Genomic DNA, 16,288 nt, shown 5'->3' with positions numbered 1-16,288 from the left:
AATGGACCATAAAATGTATGTCAACGCTTAGTCCATACGCCAGTCAAATGGCATATCCCCTTGACCGCGTAAAGCCAGCATCAAGGTTTGACGCATATGTGCCAATACTTCACTGCTATAAGGAACTGCTGGAGTACCCCATACCGGCTTAGGCCATGCCACATCGTTTTGATAACGAACCACATGATGAAAATGCAGTTGTGGCACCATATTGCCCAAAGCTGCGACATTCATTTTGTCGGCACGGAATACACGCGCTAACTGGCTAGATAACCAGCTTGATTCACGTAAAAACTGCTCTTGGTCAGCTTGGCTCAATTCATATAATTCGGTAATGCCTGGTACACGCGGAACCAGAATCAACCACGGAAATTGCATATCATTCATCAAACGACATGTTGATAAAGGAAAGTCGCCTACAAAAAACGTATCTTGAGCAAGTTGTGGATGCAAACTAAACATATCTTTATAAATGATGCAAAATTAGAATGATGGCTAATACTACCATATACAATTGCGGCTGAGTATTGTAAGCGGGCGCTTTAGGGCAATTTTGTATGAATTGTGAAGGACAAAACGGCAAACTATTAGCTTAAATAATTTCATATGAAAACAAGCTGATATTCACACTATATTTATAAAAATGAAATATAGCGTGAATATTCATATTCCATGAAATCTAAAACTATTAATTTAGCTCTTTTAATAGGCTATCCAATAAATCACTGATGAACTGGATTCTTTTTTGATAATCTTCCAGCATCACCATCACTTTTAATCGCTGACCGCCTTCCATCCTGAAATAGGTCGGATGTTTCTGCATCATCTGGATAATACTCATGGCTTGAACTGGTGTATCTGGCGCAAACTCGATATGGCCACCCTGCCCACCAATGTCAATTTTGGTAATGCCCAGCTGCTCAGCTTTAAGACGTAGCTGATGCACAGCAAATAACTGTTTCACCGGTTGCGGCGGAATGCCAAAACGGTCAATCAGTTCCATACGGATATTATCGAGTTTTTCCTGAGTATCGGTATTACTGATGCGTTTATAGAACAGCAAGCGCTGATGTACATCACCCAGATAATCGTCCGGAATCAAGGCTGGCATATGCAGGTTGATTTCCGCAGTTAAAGACAATGGCGCATCAAAATTCGGCGTTTTACCTTTTTGAATCGCTTTAGTCGCCTTTTCCAGCATTTCCATATACAGGCTATAACCGATCGCCTGCATCGAACCACTTTGCTGCTCGCCTAAAAGTTCACCTGCACCGCGAATTTCCAGATCTTCAGTGGCCAGCATAAAGCCTGCGCCCAGCGTAGAGGCACGCTGAATCGCTTCCAGCCGTTTTTCTGCATCGCCTTTCAAGGCTTTTAAGGATGGCACTAACAGATAGGCATAGGCCTGGTGATGCGAACGCCCAACCCGGCCACGCAACTGGTGTAACTGTGCAAGACCGAGCTTGTCTGCACGCTCAATAATAATGGTATTGGCATTCGGCACATCAATCCCGGTCTCGATAATAGTCGAGCACACCAAAACATTGTATTCCTTGTGATAGAACTGCTGCATCACCTGCTCCAGTTCACGCTCACGCATCTGACCATGTGCCACAATGACACGTGCTTCCGGCACCAGATTCCGGATATTTTCTGCAGCACGGTCAATGGTATCAACTTCATTATGCAGGAAATAGACCTGACCACCACGCAGTAATTCACGCAGAATCGCCTCCCGAATGGTGTCGCTGGTATGTTCCTGCACAAAAGTTTTTACAGCCAGACGGCGTGCTGGTGGCGTCGCGATAATCGACAGATCACGCATTCCGCTAAAGGCCATATTCAAGGTACGTGGAATTGGTGTTGCGGTAAGAGTCAGCATATCCACATCGGCACGCAAGGCCTTAATACGTTCTTTATCACGCACCCCGAAACGATGTTCTTCATCAACAATCATCAGCCCCAGATTATGGAACTGGACATTTTCCTGTAAAAGCTTATGGGTGCCGATGACAATATCGACTTTGCCATCTGCTAGGTCTTCAATCGTTTTGGTATGAGCTTTAGAAGAACCGAAACGGGAAAGCACTTCAATGCGTACTGGCCAATCCGCAAAACGGTCTTTAAAAGATTCATAATGCTGCTGTGCCAGCAAAGTAGTGGGTACTAATACCGCAACCTGGCGATTATTCTGTACTGCAACAAAAGCTGCCCGCATGGCGACTTCAGTCTTACCAAAGCCGACGTCACCACAGACCAGTCGATCCATTGGTTTGGCCAGTTGCATATCATATAGCGTGGCTTCAATTGCATTAGCCTGATCTGGTGTTTCTTCATAGGCAAAGCCGCTGGCAAACTGCATATACAGACTTTGATCAACCTCAAAACTGATCCCCGGTTTAGATGAACGACGTGCCTGAATATGTAATAACTCGGCTGCGACATCATGAATCTGTTCCAAAGCCTTACGTTTGGCTTTATTCCAGGCATCCGTACCCAGTTTATGTAACGGTGCTAGATCTGGATCACCGCCACTATAGCGGCTGATCAGATGCAGGTTAGTCACCGGCACATAGACTTTGGCGCCTTCAGCATAGTCCAGTTGCAGAAATTCATGATCCTGATCATCAATACTTAAAGTAATTAAGCCTGCATAACGTCCTACACCATAATCAATGTGTACCACTGGCGCACCAATGCTCAGCTCGGTCAGACTGCGGATCAGGAATTCTTCTGATACTTCCTGCTGACGCTTGCGACGACGTTGGACCACACGATGTTCGTAAAGCTGATTTTCCGAGATCACACTGATCCGATTTGTCAGAACCAGACCACGTTCCAATGGTGCACTGGTAATCGCAATCGCATGCAGAGAATCGACAAAAGCATCAAAGTTTTCTACGGTCGGAATATCGCCCAGACTTGGGCGCAGCGCATCTTTTAAGGTTTCACGACGACCGGCACTTTCAGCAACCAGTAAAACCGGATGATCGGCCGCATCAATATATTTTTTGACTTCGGTAAAGGGCTTTTCACGTTTTGGATCAACAGGCAAGCGTGGTGGTAACTGGGTATCCAGATTAATCACGCCGGCTTTCTCATCAAAAGCTTCTTGTGCCGCAATGATGCGACTAAACTGATTTAGCTGTTCTAAAAGCTGATTGGTCGGACAGAACAGTGCTTCAGGCGGCAGAATCGGCTGATCAATATTATGGCGGCGATCTTCATAACGGCGAGTTACGTCCTGCCAGAACTGTTCTAAACTCTGCTCCAACGCCTTATCTGTAATGACAATGCCATTCTTTGGTAAGTATGAAATTAAGGTACTTTGCCCTTGCATCGCTTCATGACTAAAGAATAAAGGCAGGTAGAACTCAATTCCCGGTGAAGCAATGCCATCCATTACATCCTGATAAATTGGATTTTTCTTTGGATTAGCTGTGGGGAAAAATTCTGCATAACGGTCACGGAAAGTAGCACGACCCTCCTTCAGTGGAAATTCTTGTGCAGGTAATACGGTAAATTGTTCTAGAGTTTGCGTAGTACGTTGCGTTTCCGGATCAAAAAATTTCAGGGTTTCAATTTCATCATCGAACAGGTCAATCCGGATCGGTGCATCTTGACCTGAAGCATATATATCGATAATGCTACCGCGAACTGCAAATTCGCCATGGTCATAAACGGTATCGACCAGATGATAACCAGCCTGAATCAGTTTTTTCTTTTGCTGTTCCATATCCAGCTTTTGCCCGACTCGAATATCGAAGTGTTCACCCAGCACCCATGAAGTAGGTGCAACACGCTGTGCCAATGTAGAAGCTGCCAGCAACAATACGCCGCTTTGGGGCATATTAGATAAAATTGCCAGACGTTCAGAGACGATATCCTGATGCGGTGACAGACGGTCATAAGGCAAAATTTCCCAGTCTGGAAATATGGTCGGTTTAATCCCATAAAATTCCAGTTCACTTTCCAGTTGACCCAAATGCTGGTTATTACGCGCAACAATAACAAATAGACGCGATCGTTGCTGCTTGATAATTTCTTTCAGCAATAATGCAGTAGACGAGCCTTGCAGATTGCCTAACCAGCGTTTCTCGCCTGCCTTGAGCTTGGGTAAATTAAGTTGGGAAATTTCTTGTTGGAACATGTATATAGCTTTAAAGTCTAAACAACATGAAGCTTATACTATCACGATGATCTGGTGCTATTTCGTTATTTTTATGCAGTCGTTACAGATTGACTGCACAGGATAAAATCAGCCTATGATTCAGTTATTTTTTATCACGTAAAAAGTTACGATAATAGTCATTTAACTTTTTCACAATCATTTTAAATTGCAGCAGGTTTTCTTCAGTATTTCCTAATCTTGCATTAAAACGCTGATTGGCAATTTCCAGATCAATTTTTTCATTAATGATCATTGCAGTCGAATAAAGCGCTTTTAAATCATCAAAAGTTTTCATGCGTCGGTTAGACAAATATTCCAGCCGCTCGCCCAGCTCCTCATTTAAATTAATCCCATCCACAATATAGCCGATCCCTTCTACATATTGGATATGATTCTCTTCCAGAAAAATCTGAGCCGGATCAGGTTTATTTGATTTAAATAAGTTACTGATTTTATCAAACATGCTATGCACTCAATTCATTGTGTCATTGATATAGTCTAGATGAAAATGCCCCAAACCCACAGACGGGATTTGAGGCAAATGGTTAAAATCAGTACGAGTCTATATTGGACTCATCCTTAAACTTTCAGGATACCTGTTCCCATTGATTCATCATTGGGACTTCTGAAACCAGATTTTCAAAGGCAAAAATTTCATCCAGCTGAATTTCACTTAACAAACCCAGTTCCAGCACCACTTCGGGTACAGTTTTATTTTCACGAATACATTGCTTGCCAATTTCATCACAAGTGGCATGACCTAAAAGTGGTTCCAGTAAGGTGATAATCCCGATACTGCGCATCACTGCATTTAAACAGTTCTGTTCATTGGCCTGAATCCCGGCAATACATTTTTGTTGTAGGGTCTGCATACCTTGAGTTAATAATTGGATGGATTCATTCAGAGATACTGCAATGACCGGCTCCATGACATTGAGCTGTAATTGCCCTGCTTCTGCTGCCATTGTCACAGTCAGGTCATTACCAATCACACGAAACGCAATCTGATTGACTACTTCTGGAATAACCGGATTGACCTTAGCTGGCATGATAGAAGAACCCGCCTGTAATTCTGGCAAACGGATTTCCGCTAGACCGGTACGCGGGCCAGAACTTAAAAGACGCAAGTCATTACAGATTTTGGACAACTTAACAGCCAGACGTTTCAGACTACTGGACAGAATAATAAACACGCCACAATCACTGGTCGCTTCGACATAATCTTCCGCGCCTTTTAAAGGTAAGCCAGTAATTTTCGCTAAAGTGTGTACTGCATGTTTGGCATAACCATCTGGAGTATTCACGCCGGTTCCAATGGCGGTCGCACCCAGATTCACTTCCAGCAATAACTGACGCATTTGCTCAATCAGCTTCAAGTCTTCTTTTAATAAGGTTGCAAAAGCACGGAATTCCTGTTCCAGGGTCATTGGAACCGCATCCTGTAACTGGGTACGCCCCATCTTGATCACATACTGAAACTCTGATGCCTTGCTATATAAAGTATCAATCAACGATTTTTGTACATGAAGCAGTTCATCCAGACGTGTATAAGTCGCTAGACGTAGTGCCGTGGGATAGACATCATTGGTTGATTGTGAAGTATTCACATGATCATTTGGATGCAGGATATGGTAATCGCCTTTACGATGCCCGAGCAATTCTAGTGCCCGATTTGCAATGACCTCGTTTGCATTCATATTGATAGAAGTACCGGCTCCCCCCTGATAAGGATCAAGCGGAAATGCTTCCTGCCAGTCTTGTGGTTGATGAATCAATTCATCACAGGCTTGTTGAATAGCAATACTTTGTTGTTCTGATATTTTCTGAAAATGTAAATTCGTTTGTGCTGCTGCTTTTTTAACTTGCGCCAATGCGCGAATAAAGTGTGCTTGCTGACCTACTGCCAGACCTGAGATCTGAAAATTCTCAATCGCACGCAAAGTATGAATACCATAATAGCTGTGCTGGGGAATTTGTTTTTTCCCCAATAAATCCTGTTCAATTCGACTTGATTCTATTTGCAACATATTGTCCATGTCATATTACTCTTAGCAATGATGCACCATTCAGAATGGCATTCATTCACTATGAAGAGAGGCCCTAAAAACAAATAGAAGTGATTTAAGCAGGATTTGAAACAAAATATGTCTAATTCGAGATTGTTGTTATTTTTGTAAAATTGTGTAATTAAAATACAAAAGTTCAATGAATTTAACTGTTTATTAAAATTATTTATTTTTCTTCAAAACCATGTGTAACTTTGTATTTTATAACCCTCTACTAATTCTTCATTTATATGAGAAAATTCTTAATTTACATAAAATATACACAAAAGCTGCTCAACTGTTACAGAGTGTAATTTTTAAACCATGTTTGAATCACTGCCCTGTGAATGCAGTTCAAAAATCATCCCGGATGATGATGTTCAAAATTTAAGGATACTCTGCCTATGAGCTTGCTAAACCCGACACTGATTACTTTTATGTTTTATATCGTCGCCATGATTGGGATCGGTTTATACGCCTATCGTGCGACGTCCAATTTTGATGAATATATTCTGGGTGGGCGAAGTCTGGGCAGTGTAGTGACTGCGCTTTCCGCAGGTGCTTCCGATATGAGCGGCTGGTTGCTGATGGGCTTACCCGGAGCCATCTATTTTTCCGGTCTGTCAGAAGTCTGGATTGCGATTGGCCTGATTATTGGCGCCTGGCTGAACTGGTTACTGGTAGCTGGCCGTCTGCGTGCCCATACTGAATTTCAGAACAATGCTCTGACCCTGCCTGATTATTTCACCAGCCGTTTTGCGGATAAGAAACGAATCTTACGCTTACTATCAGCCATTGTGATTCTGGTGTTCTTTGCAATTTACTGTGCTTCCGGCATGGTCGCAGGTGCGCGTCTGTTCGAAAGCCTGTTTGGCTGGGATTACACGACAGCACTTTGGCTCGGTGCAGTGGCCACGATTCTGTATGTGTGTATTGGCGGCTTCCTGGCAATCAGTTGGACCGATACCTTTCAGGCTGGCTTAATGATCTTTGCGTTGCTTATTACACCCATCATTACCTATCTGGCATTGGGTGATAACGCTCAACAGGTGGGCACCCTACTGGAAACTGCCCGTCCACATGCATCCAATATGCTGGAAGGCCTAAGTTTTGTCGCGATTATTTCTAGCTTGGCTTGGGGCTTAGGCTATTTTGGTCAGCCACATATTCTGGTGCGCTTTATGGCGGCAGATTCGGTCAAAACTATTCCTACTGCACGCCGGATCGGCATGACCTGGATGATTCTGTGTCTGGTGGGTGCAATGTCGGCGGGCTATATCGGGATTGCTTATTTTGCAGCAAATCCTGACCTTCCTGCTGCTGCAATCGTCAACCAGAATCCTGAAACCGTGTTTATGGAATTGACCAAAATCCTGTTTAACCCTTGGATTGCAGGCATCATATTAGCGGCAATTCTGGCTGCGATTATGAGTACATTGAGCTGCCAGTTACTGGTCTGCTCGACTACCCTGACTGAAGATTTATATAAGGGTTTCCTACGTAAAAATGCTTCGCAAAAAGAACTGATCTGGGTCGGTCGTGGCATGGTGATTGTGATTGCCTTGATTGCAATTTCATTGGCCATCAATCCAAACAGTAAAGTTCTGGGTCTGGTGGCTTATGCCTGGGCTGGCTTTGGCGCTGCCTTTGGTCCTTTGATCATTTTCTCACTGTTCTGGAAACGTATGACCCTCAACGGCGCGATTGTCGGAATGGTGATGGGCGCCGTGACTGTAATTGCCTGGAAAAATTATATGGGTGATACCGGTCTATATGAGATTATTCCAGGTTTTATTCTGGCAGCGCTAAGTATTGTGATTGTGAGTCTATTGGATAAAGCGCCAAACCACGATGTCGTCAATCGTTTTGAACTGGCAAAAGCCGAATATCAGAAAGAAATGGCTGAAATGAATAAATAATCTTTCTATTTCAAATTAAAAAGGGACTTTATGTCCCTTTTGTTTTGTCTGAATTTATACCTTGGCTTTAGCCGGCATTTTCAGCTTGATCTGCTGGGTTTCCTTGATCACTTCCATGACCGGATAACTACGGGTTTCCTTTACCCCCGGTAATTGCCACAAAATATCACCAGAGATTTTGCGGAATTCATCCATATTGGCACAGCGAATTTTCACTACAAAATCAAAGCCACCACTAATCATATGACATTCCACAATATCTGGAATATGCTGCACGGCCTCAGAAAACTCTTCCAGCACATTCGGTGTGGTTTTATCCAGCAGAATTTCAACAAAAACCACAAAACCATTATTCAGCATGATTGGATTAAGTCGTGCTTCATAACCGAGAATAAATCCTTCCTTGGTCAGTTTCTGCACACGAGCCAGCACCGCAGTCGGTGATAAATTCACCATTTCTGCCAGTTTAATATTGGAAATTTTCGATTCAGACTGCAGCAAATCAAGGATGCGAATATCTATTCGGTCAAGGCTTAAATAAGGGCTATTCATTAGAATTATTCTCTAAAAATGATACAAACTATAGTGAGATATTCGTCAATTATTTTGGGATTATAGATTAAAACTCATTCAACTCAAAGAACCGATTGACGCAGTACAGGAAGTCACTATGTCCACCACATTACGCCCGAATTCGCACTCGAATGCAGTGAAGCAATCGAATTACATTGCTGAATTTAAGGATAAAAACCAATATGAACAGCGCATCAATACCGCATGGCGACGCGCCGAATCCGAATGCGTGGAAACGTTGCTGGAACATAGTGAAATTTCTTCAGAACTGACAGATAAAATTCAGCGCCTGGCGTTTGATCTGGCACATTCCCTGCGCGAGCGTAAAGGCTCAGGCGGTAAAGCCGGTATCGTACAAGGACTGCTTCAGGAATTTTCGCTCTCTTCTCAGGAAGGGATTGCCTTGATGTGTCTGGCAGAAGCCTTACTACGTATTCCAGATACAGCAACCCGTGACCTGCTGATCCGCGACAAGATCAATCAGGGCAACTGGAAAGAACATCTCGGCCAAAGCCAACTGATGTTCGTGAATGCTGCAGCCTGGGGTTTGATGCTGACCGGCAAACTGATGGAAACACCACAGCAGAAAAGCTTGTCGAGTTTATTAACCGGTCTTTTAGCACGTAGTGGCCGTGGCATCATCCGTAAAGCGGTGGACGTCGCAATGCGCATGATGGGTGAGCAGTTTGTCACTGGCGAAACCATTGATGAAGCCCTGAAAAATGCAGAACGACTAGAAGATAAAGGTTTCCAATATTCTTATGACATGCTTGGTGAAGCAGCGCTGACCGATCCAGATGCGGAGCGTTATTATCAGGACTATCAAGACGCCATTCATGCTATCGGCAAGGCATCAACAGATAAGGATGTTTATAACGGTCCCGGTATTTCCATCAAACTGTCTGCACTGCATCCACGTTATCAGCGCTCGCAAATGGACCGCGTCAATGATGAACTGTATAGCAAAGTTCTGAATCTGGCAGTTCTGGCAAAAAACTATAATATCGGTCTGAATATTGATGCCGAAGAAACTGAGCGTCTGGAAATTTCCTTAGAGCTTTTAGAACGTCTTTGTTTTGAACCTGAACTCAATAACTGGAAAGGCATTGGTTTTGTGATTCAGGCCTACCAGAAACGCTGCTTCTATGTCGTGGATTACATCATTGATCTGGCTAAACGCAGCCAGAAACGCCTGATGATTCGTCTGGTGAAAGGTGCGTACTGGGATAGCGAGATCAAGAAAGCCCAGATCGAAGGTATGTCTGATTATCCGGTGTTTACCCGTAAAGTACATACTGACCTATCCTATATTGCCTGCGCACGTAAACTACTGGCAGAGCCGGACTATATTTACCCGCAATTTGCGACACATAATGCGCAGACCGTTGCCACGATTTATCAGCTCGCTAATCCAGAACGTTATTATGCTGGTCAATATGAATTCCAGTGTCTGCATGGCATGGGTGAACCACTATACGAAAATGTGGTGGGTGACAAAGCGGCTGGAAAACTCGGTGTTCCATGCCGGATCTATGCCCCAGTTGGCAACCATGAAACCCTACTGGCCTATCTGGTGCGTCGACTACTGGAAAATGGCGCGAATACCTCTTTCGTCAATCGCATTGCCGACAAGAATTTAAAAGTCGAAGACCTGATTGAGAATCCGCGTCAAACCATTTTAAAAGCAGCTCAACAGGAAAATGCCTTAGGTGCTAAACATCCGCAAATCCCTTATCCAAAAGATTTATATGGTACTTTACGATCAAATTCGTCTGGTTTGGATCTGGCCAATGACGCAGACCTGCAAGCCTTAAATGAAGTTGCAACTGACTTGGCGAATAGCCAATTCCAGGCTGCTGCAATGGGTACTGCATTTTCAGAACTAGATACTAGCAATGCTATACAGGTTATCAATCCAGCTCAGCATCAGGATGTTGTGGGCACCGTATATGAGGCAACAACTGAACAGGCAGAAATTGCCCTGACACAGGCAGTAAATGCACAAAGTTTCTGGAGCACCTTGCCAAAGGATGAACGTGCAGCCTGTCTCAATAAAGCCGCTGACCTGATGCAGGAACGTCTGTTACCACTGATGGTTCTACTGTCTCGTGAAGCCGGTAAAACTTATGCAAATGCGATTGCGGAAGTCCGTGAAGCGATTGACTTCCTACGCTACTATGCTGGCCAGATGCTGGACCTGTCTAATGATGTCCATATTCAGCCTTTAGGAACTGTACTCTGCATTAGTCCTTGGAACTTCCCTTTAGCGATTTTTAGCGGTCAAATTTCTGCAGCACTGGTTGCTGGCAATACTGTCATCGCCAAACCGGCTGAACAGACTCCATTGATTGCCGCTCAAGCCGTGCAGATTCTCTGGGAAGCAGGTATTCCGCAGGATGTCCTTCAGCTATTGCCGGGTCGTGGTGAAACCATTGGAGCTCAACTCAGCCAAGATTCACGCATCCAAGGCATCATGTTTACCGGTTCTACTGAAGTAGCAAAAATTCTACAGAAGACCGTAGCAGAACGACTGAATCAGTTTGGCGAAAGCGTCACTTTAATTGCCGAAACTGGCGGTCAAAATGCCATGATCGTAGATTCATCAGCACTTACCGAACAGGTTGTACTGGATGTAGTTAACTCAGCCTTTGATAGTGCCGGTCAACGCTGTTCTGCCCTGCGTGTACTCTGTGTGCAGGAAGACAATCTAGATACTGTGCGTAAGATGCTACAAGGAGCCATGCAACAGCTACGTGTCGGCAATCCGGTTCTACTCAAAACCGATATTGGTCCAGTGATTGATGCCGAAGCCCAGCAGAATATCCAGAAACATATTGATCAGATGCGCAGTAAAGGTCATCAAGTTCATCAGCTGATGTTTAATCAAGATGCTTCTGATCTGGCTCAAGGGACTTTTATTCCACCGACCTTGATTGAACTGCCGAATTTGAATGATCTAGAACGTGAAGTTTTTGGTCCAGTGTTGCATCTGATTAGCTATAAAGCTGGTGAACTGTCACAGTTATTGGATCAGATCAACAGCAAAGGTTATGGCCTGACCATGGGACTACATACCAGGATCGATGAAACCATGCAGACCGTGATTTCAAAAGCGCACGTCGGCAACCTGTATATCAACCGCAATATTGTCGGTGCTGTGGTGGGTGTACAGCCCTTTGGCGGAGAAGGCCTGTCTGGGACTGGTCCGAAAGCCGGTGGTCCACTTTATATCTACCGTTTAATGCATCAGGTGTCTGAGAAGAAGCTGGCTCAGCCTTATGCAATGCAGCCTGCCCAAGTTTCCCTTGAAAATCCGGTAATGCAGGACTTTAAGGCTTGGGTAAACAAGACTTTCCCAAGAGTTTCGTTGAAGGCCCCAGCTCAGATTGCAACGAGACATAGCTTTAGCCTGCAAGGTCCAACGGGTGAGGAAAACCAGTACATGATCCTGCCGCGTGAGAGTGTGCTCTCTCTAGCAGACAATGATGTAGATCAGATTCAGCAAATCTTGGCAATTTTATCGGTCGGTAGCCGCCCGGCTGTACTGGCAGACAATACTTTTATACTCAAGTATCTGCAAAGCATGCCCGCGAGTGTGGTGAAAGCTATTAAAGTTATCAAAGATATTGAATCAGGTGATTTTGAGGCTGTACTGCATCATGGCGAGACCACTGCATTGATGGATTTGCAGCAACGTATTGCAAGACGACAAGGAGCTATTGTAGGTATCACGCATTTAAGCTCTGGAAATTATGATATTCCAGTGGAGCGTTTCGTGATTGAACGTGCAATCAGTATCAATACCGCAGCTGCAGGTGGCAATGCCAGTCTCATGACCATGTCAGGCCTATAAACAGCTTTAGTACTTAAATTATTTTAATTCCTTTCCTCTTACGGCCAAATCTCTCCCCTTTGAAGATTTGGCCTTTTTTTAACAGCTTTTCCAGCCTGTTTCCCTGAATAGCCTTAGGCAGAACAGCAAATTTTTGCTACCATCTTGGCTTTCAAAATATTTGCGATTTTTTACTGCATATGACCTCATCTTATCAGCAACAACTGGATGCCAAAGTTGAACGCATTAGCGCGCAATTTGCCGAATATCAACCACCTGCCCTTGAAGTATTTGAGTCGCCTGAACAGTACTATCGCATGCGTGCTGAATTCCGGATCTGGCATACTGAAGATGACCTGTTCTATGCCATGTTTGAACGTGATGAGAACAATAACAAGAAAGTGATCCGTATTGATGAATTCCCTGTGGCTGACCGCAGTATTAATGACTTAATGCCGCAATTGCTAGAAGCCTTCAAAGCCGATGCAACTCTAGGCCACCGCCTATTTGAAGTCCACTTTCTAGCAACACTAAAAGGTGAAGTACTGGTTTCCCTGATCTATCACCGTAAACTGGATGAAAGCTGGGAACCTGCAGCTAAAGCACTGGCTGAAAAATTGAAGATCAAGCTGATTGGTCGTAGCCGTGGCCAGAAATTTGTCTTGAGCGATGAGTTTGTCGTAGAAGAACTCACTGTATTTGACCGTAAATATCAGTACAAACAGATCGAAAGCAGCTTCACCCAGCCGAATGCGCAAGTCTGCCAGAAAATGCTGGAATGGGCATGTAATGCCGCGCAGCAATCTGACAAAGATCTGTTAGAGCTGTATTGTGGCAATGGTAACTTTACCCTGCCATTGTCTACCCGTTTCCGTCGTGCATTGGCAACTGAATTGGCCAAGTCATCTGTGTATGCGGCTGAATGGAATATCGAGCAGAACGGTATCGAGAATATTCAGGTGGCGCGTCTGTCCGCTGAAGAATTTACGCAAGCTTTTAATGGTGAACGTACTTTCCGCCGTCTGCAAGAAGCCAATATCGATCTGTCAACTTATGACTTCGATACGGTATTTGTCGATCCACCACGGGCAGGGATTGATAATGAAACACTGAAACTGTTGCAACGCTTTGAACGAATTATTTACATTTCTTGCAATCCAGACACATTATATGACAATCTGAAACAACTTTCCCAAACCCATAAAATTACCAAGTTTGCCCTGTTCGATCAGTTCCCTTATACCCACCATGTAGAGTCTGGAGTACTGCTGGAAAAAGGCTAAAAATATTGTTTCAATTTATTTTTTTGTTACATAAATGGAGCTTTTGTTAGCTCCATTTTTTATATATAAAATTAGTAACTTACCTATGAATTATCTTGTTTCAATCAAATAATATCGTTCAAAATGTCTTCTGCAATCGAAAATTTGAAATACTGACTGCTGCTTTTATCACATAGGTCCTATTGCTTTATTTATTAAATTGGATATATTTCACCCTATGTTAGGTTGTGTATGAAGGCTCTATGAGTTTCTGGCAGAAGTTGTTTTCAGATGAACAACAAAATGAACACAAGAACCAGATTGCTTGTGTTGAAAATGATTGCTCTTGCAAGACAAATGAACAGCTCCTTGAAGCACTGTCTAAAGCAACTGATGAAGATATCATTATCGGAATCAAAAAAGTTCTAGCTTCTCGCGGTTATAGCCGTAAAGAACTCAATGAACTTCAGCACCTGCCGCTGCAATAAGCAGCTTAGGTCTTGATAAAAAGCATTTGCATACGCAAATGCTTTTTTTATATCTATCATTTGGATTTTTGCCTACCCTTCTTTGCTTTTAATCAGGTGGAACCTACTCCTTCTATCTAAACCTAAGTGTCTATATCTTTATTTCTTTTCAAATATGCAGATAAATGACTTTTCATATTTGCTTAGGCTATTTAGACATTATAGTTTAAGATCTGCCTCAATCAGTTCACATACAGCATTTATAAAGTTCGAAAAATTTAAAGATGACTGTCTAGACAACGAATTCTGGATAGAATTGAACCCTAAAACATCGATTAATTCACAAAAAAACAGTACACTTGCTGTTTAAAATACACTTGTTATTAAATGGCTTAATCTTTACATGCAGCGAACTAAACGGTTTCCCATAGGTGCGCATCTTATGGTTAAACATTTCGGTTATACTCATCACGGGATTTATGCCGGGCGTGGTCGTGTCATCCACTATTCTGGTTTTGCACATTTATTTAAGAAGCATCCAATTGAAATCACCTCAATTGAGAAATTCAGCAATGGCAAACCGATTCAGATCCAGTATTATGCTTCAGCAAAATATAAAGGCCGTAAAGTGGTTCGCCGTATGCGTTCCAGAATGCATGAAAATAACTATCACCTGATTATTAATAATTGTGAGCATCTCTGTACCTGGGCAATCACTGGTGTAGAAAGCAGCCCACAAGTCATTCAGATGATGAATCGCCTGACGACGATCGGTTATATCAGCTCCATGATGAGCTTTATGAATAGCCTTTTCCTGACCTTGACGACCACCTGTTTCGCTCTAGCTCTCTATATCAAGAAAAAGCTACGTGACAAGGCCAAACAACGTTTAGAGCAATATCGTGAGCTACATAAGCAGGTTAAAAACAATAGCCCAGATCTTGGCAATCATTTAAAACATCGCTAGGGTCATAGTTTCTTGCTTTTAAAATTTTTAAGCCAGCCACTCAAAAATAATTTAAAAATAAGATGATTTTCATTTAATTTATTTAATGATTAGCTTTTCAATAAAATCAGTTTAAACCTAAGTTAAATAAGCTTTTTTAGCTTTAATCGCTTCAGGTAATTCTTGTCCTAAAGAACTCAGGGTTTCACGTTCGATCAATCTTACAATAGAGTCTAAAGGCAGATCATTATCCTGAAATCCAAAAGGCTCTTCCAGTTCCGCACTCAGTTCATCTAACCCTAACAGCATATAGGCAATCAGGCCGACTAGAATCGGAGTCCATAAACCAAGACTGGCTTCCAGACTAAATGGCAGGATAAAACAGAAAGAATAAACAGCACGATGCAACAGCACCGAATAGGAAAATGGTAACGGCGTCGACAGGATCCGGTCACAACCCGCCTGTATATCGCCTAAAGCCACTGTATGCTGATTCAGATTGTTATAAATAATGTCTGTAATCTTGCCTTGTTTATAGAGCAGAACCAAATCTTTCTGGATTTGTTCCAGTACCCATTGTGATGCATTGATATGCGTGGGCAATTGATCAAATGCAGCAACTTCAAAATTAGTGTGGGCCTGGTAATGCTGAATACTTTGCTGCTTCTGTCTCAAACGGTCACGTAATAAATGAGTAAACAGCATCATTCGATACAACAGGATTTCACGTGACTGATCATCAAGGACATAGCTATCACGGCATAAATGACGTGTCGTAGCAATCAGCGCTCCCCACAGCTTGCGCCCTTCCCACCAACGGTCATAACAGGCGGTGTTACGAAAGCTGAGAAAAATCGACAGAATCACCCCGAAGATGGTAAAGCCTATGGCCGGCACTGCAGGAAAGCTAAAAAAATGCGCCTGACGCAGATAGACCAGCAAGCCTGAAAGAAAAATTACCAGCCCCAAGGCAGGCAGAACTTTAGGCAAAATTGTGCCATGCCATGCAAACAGCAGACTAAAGCTATTACTTTTATCACGAACAATCATTCATTCTTTCCTACCAGGATTGA

The 16,288-nt window shown here is 43.2% G+C and carries 11 protein-coding genes; 5 read left to right on the top strand and 6 right to left on the bottom strand.

The window, feature by feature from the left end; translation table 11 throughout:
* Positions 1–27: 27 nt before the first annotated feature.
* The 4 genes from G5T77_RS10135 to aspA all read right to left on the bottom strand — a co-directional run bounded on the left by G5T77_RS10135 (position 28) and on the right by aspA (position 6,207).
* On the bottom strand, positions 28–462 hold the full coding sequence (locus tag G5T77_RS10135) for an HIT domain-containing protein (protein WP_004786072.1): 435 nt from the start codon (positions 460–462) through the stop codon (positions 28–30).
* Between the two features lie 226 nt (positions 463–688).
* The gene (gene mfd / locus G5T77_RS10130) at positions 689–4,150 is read right to left on the bottom strand and encodes a transcription-repair coupling factor (protein ID WP_166136643.1); all 3,462 of its coding nucleotides are present in this window, start codon (positions 4,148–4,150) and stop codon (positions 689–691) included.
* A 124-nt stretch (positions 4,151–4,274) separates the two neighbouring features.
* On the bottom strand, positions 4,275–4,634 hold the full coding sequence (locus G5T77_RS10125) for a hypothetical protein (RefSeq protein WP_166136640.1): 360 nt from the start codon (positions 4,632–4,634) through the stop codon (positions 4,275–4,277).
* A gap of 124 nt (positions 4,635–4,758) precedes the next feature.
* Positions 4,759–6,207, bottom strand: coding sequence for an aspartate ammonia-lyase (gene aspA / locus G5T77_RS10120; protein WP_166136637.1), 1,449 nt, complete (start codon positions 6,205–6,207; stop codon positions 4,759–4,761).
* A 413-nt stretch (positions 6,208–6,620) separates the two neighbouring features.
* Between aspA and putP the strand changes: the two genes are divergently transcribed.
* Complete coding sequence (putP, locus tag G5T77_RS10115) at positions 6,621–8,135, top strand: sodium/proline symporter PutP (RefSeq protein ID WP_166136634.1); 1,515 nt, start codon at positions 6,621–6,623, stop codon at positions 8,133–8,135.
* Between the two features lie 54 nt (positions 8,136–8,189).
* Here the strand turns inward: putP and G5T77_RS10110 are convergent, their stop codons facing one another.
* Positions 8,190–8,687 (bottom strand): Lrp/AsnC ligand binding domain-containing protein, encoded by a 498-nt coding sequence (locus tag G5T77_RS10110; RefSeq protein ID WP_004786082.1) that lies wholly within the window; start codon positions 8,685–8,687, stop codon positions 8,190–8,192.
* A gap of 118 nt (positions 8,688–8,805) precedes the next feature.
* Here G5T77_RS10110 and putA point away from each other — a divergent pair, with 118 nt between their 5' ends.
* The 4 genes from putA (at position 8,806) to G5T77_RS10090 (ending at position 15,236) form a co-directional block, all read left to right on the top strand.
* Positions 8,806–12,561, top strand: coding sequence for a trifunctional transcriptional regulator/proline dehydrogenase/L-glutamate gamma-semialdehyde dehydrogenase (gene putA, locus G5T77_RS10105; RefSeq protein ID WP_166136631.1), 3,756 nt, complete (start codon positions 8,806–8,808; stop codon positions 12,559–12,561).
* 179 nt (positions 12,562–12,740) lie between these two features.
* The gene (trmA, locus tag G5T77_RS10100; RefSeq protein ID WP_166136629.1) at positions 12,741–13,823 is read left to right on the top strand and encodes a tRNA (uridine(54)-C5)-methyltransferase TrmA; all 1,083 of its coding nucleotides are present in this window, start codon (positions 12,741–12,743) and stop codon (positions 13,821–13,823) included.
* Positions 13,824–14,065: 242 nt separating this feature from the next.
* Positions 14,066–14,290 carry a hypothetical protein gene (locus G5T77_RS10095; protein WP_004786091.1) on the top strand — a complete coding sequence of 75 codons (225 nt, stop codon included), beginning with the start codon at positions 14,066–14,068 and terminating at the stop codon, positions 14,288–14,290.
* 382 nt (positions 14,291–14,672) lie between these two features.
* Positions 14,673–15,236 (top strand): lecithin retinol acyltransferase family protein, encoded by a 564-nt coding sequence (locus tag G5T77_RS10090; protein WP_166136626.1) that lies wholly within the window; start codon positions 14,673–14,675, stop codon positions 15,234–15,236.
* 117 nt (positions 15,237–15,353) lie between these two features.
* On the opposite strand, the gene G5T77_RS10085 is transcribed toward G5T77_RS10090, so the two are convergent.
* Complete coding sequence (locus G5T77_RS10085; protein WP_166136623.1) at positions 15,354–16,265, bottom strand: bestrophin family protein; 912 nt, start codon at positions 16,263–16,265, stop codon at positions 15,354–15,356.
* Positions 16,266–16,288 lie beyond the last annotated feature (23 nt).

Origin of the sequence: Acinetobacter sp. GFQ9D191M (genome assembly GCF_011174875.1) — a bacterium.
Classification (GTDB): domain Bacteria; phylum Pseudomonadota; class Gammaproteobacteria; order Pseudomonadales; family Moraxellaceae; genus Acinetobacter.
The sequence above is the reverse complement of the archived record's forward strand: the minus strand, read 5'-3'. Positions and strand labels throughout refer to the sequence as shown.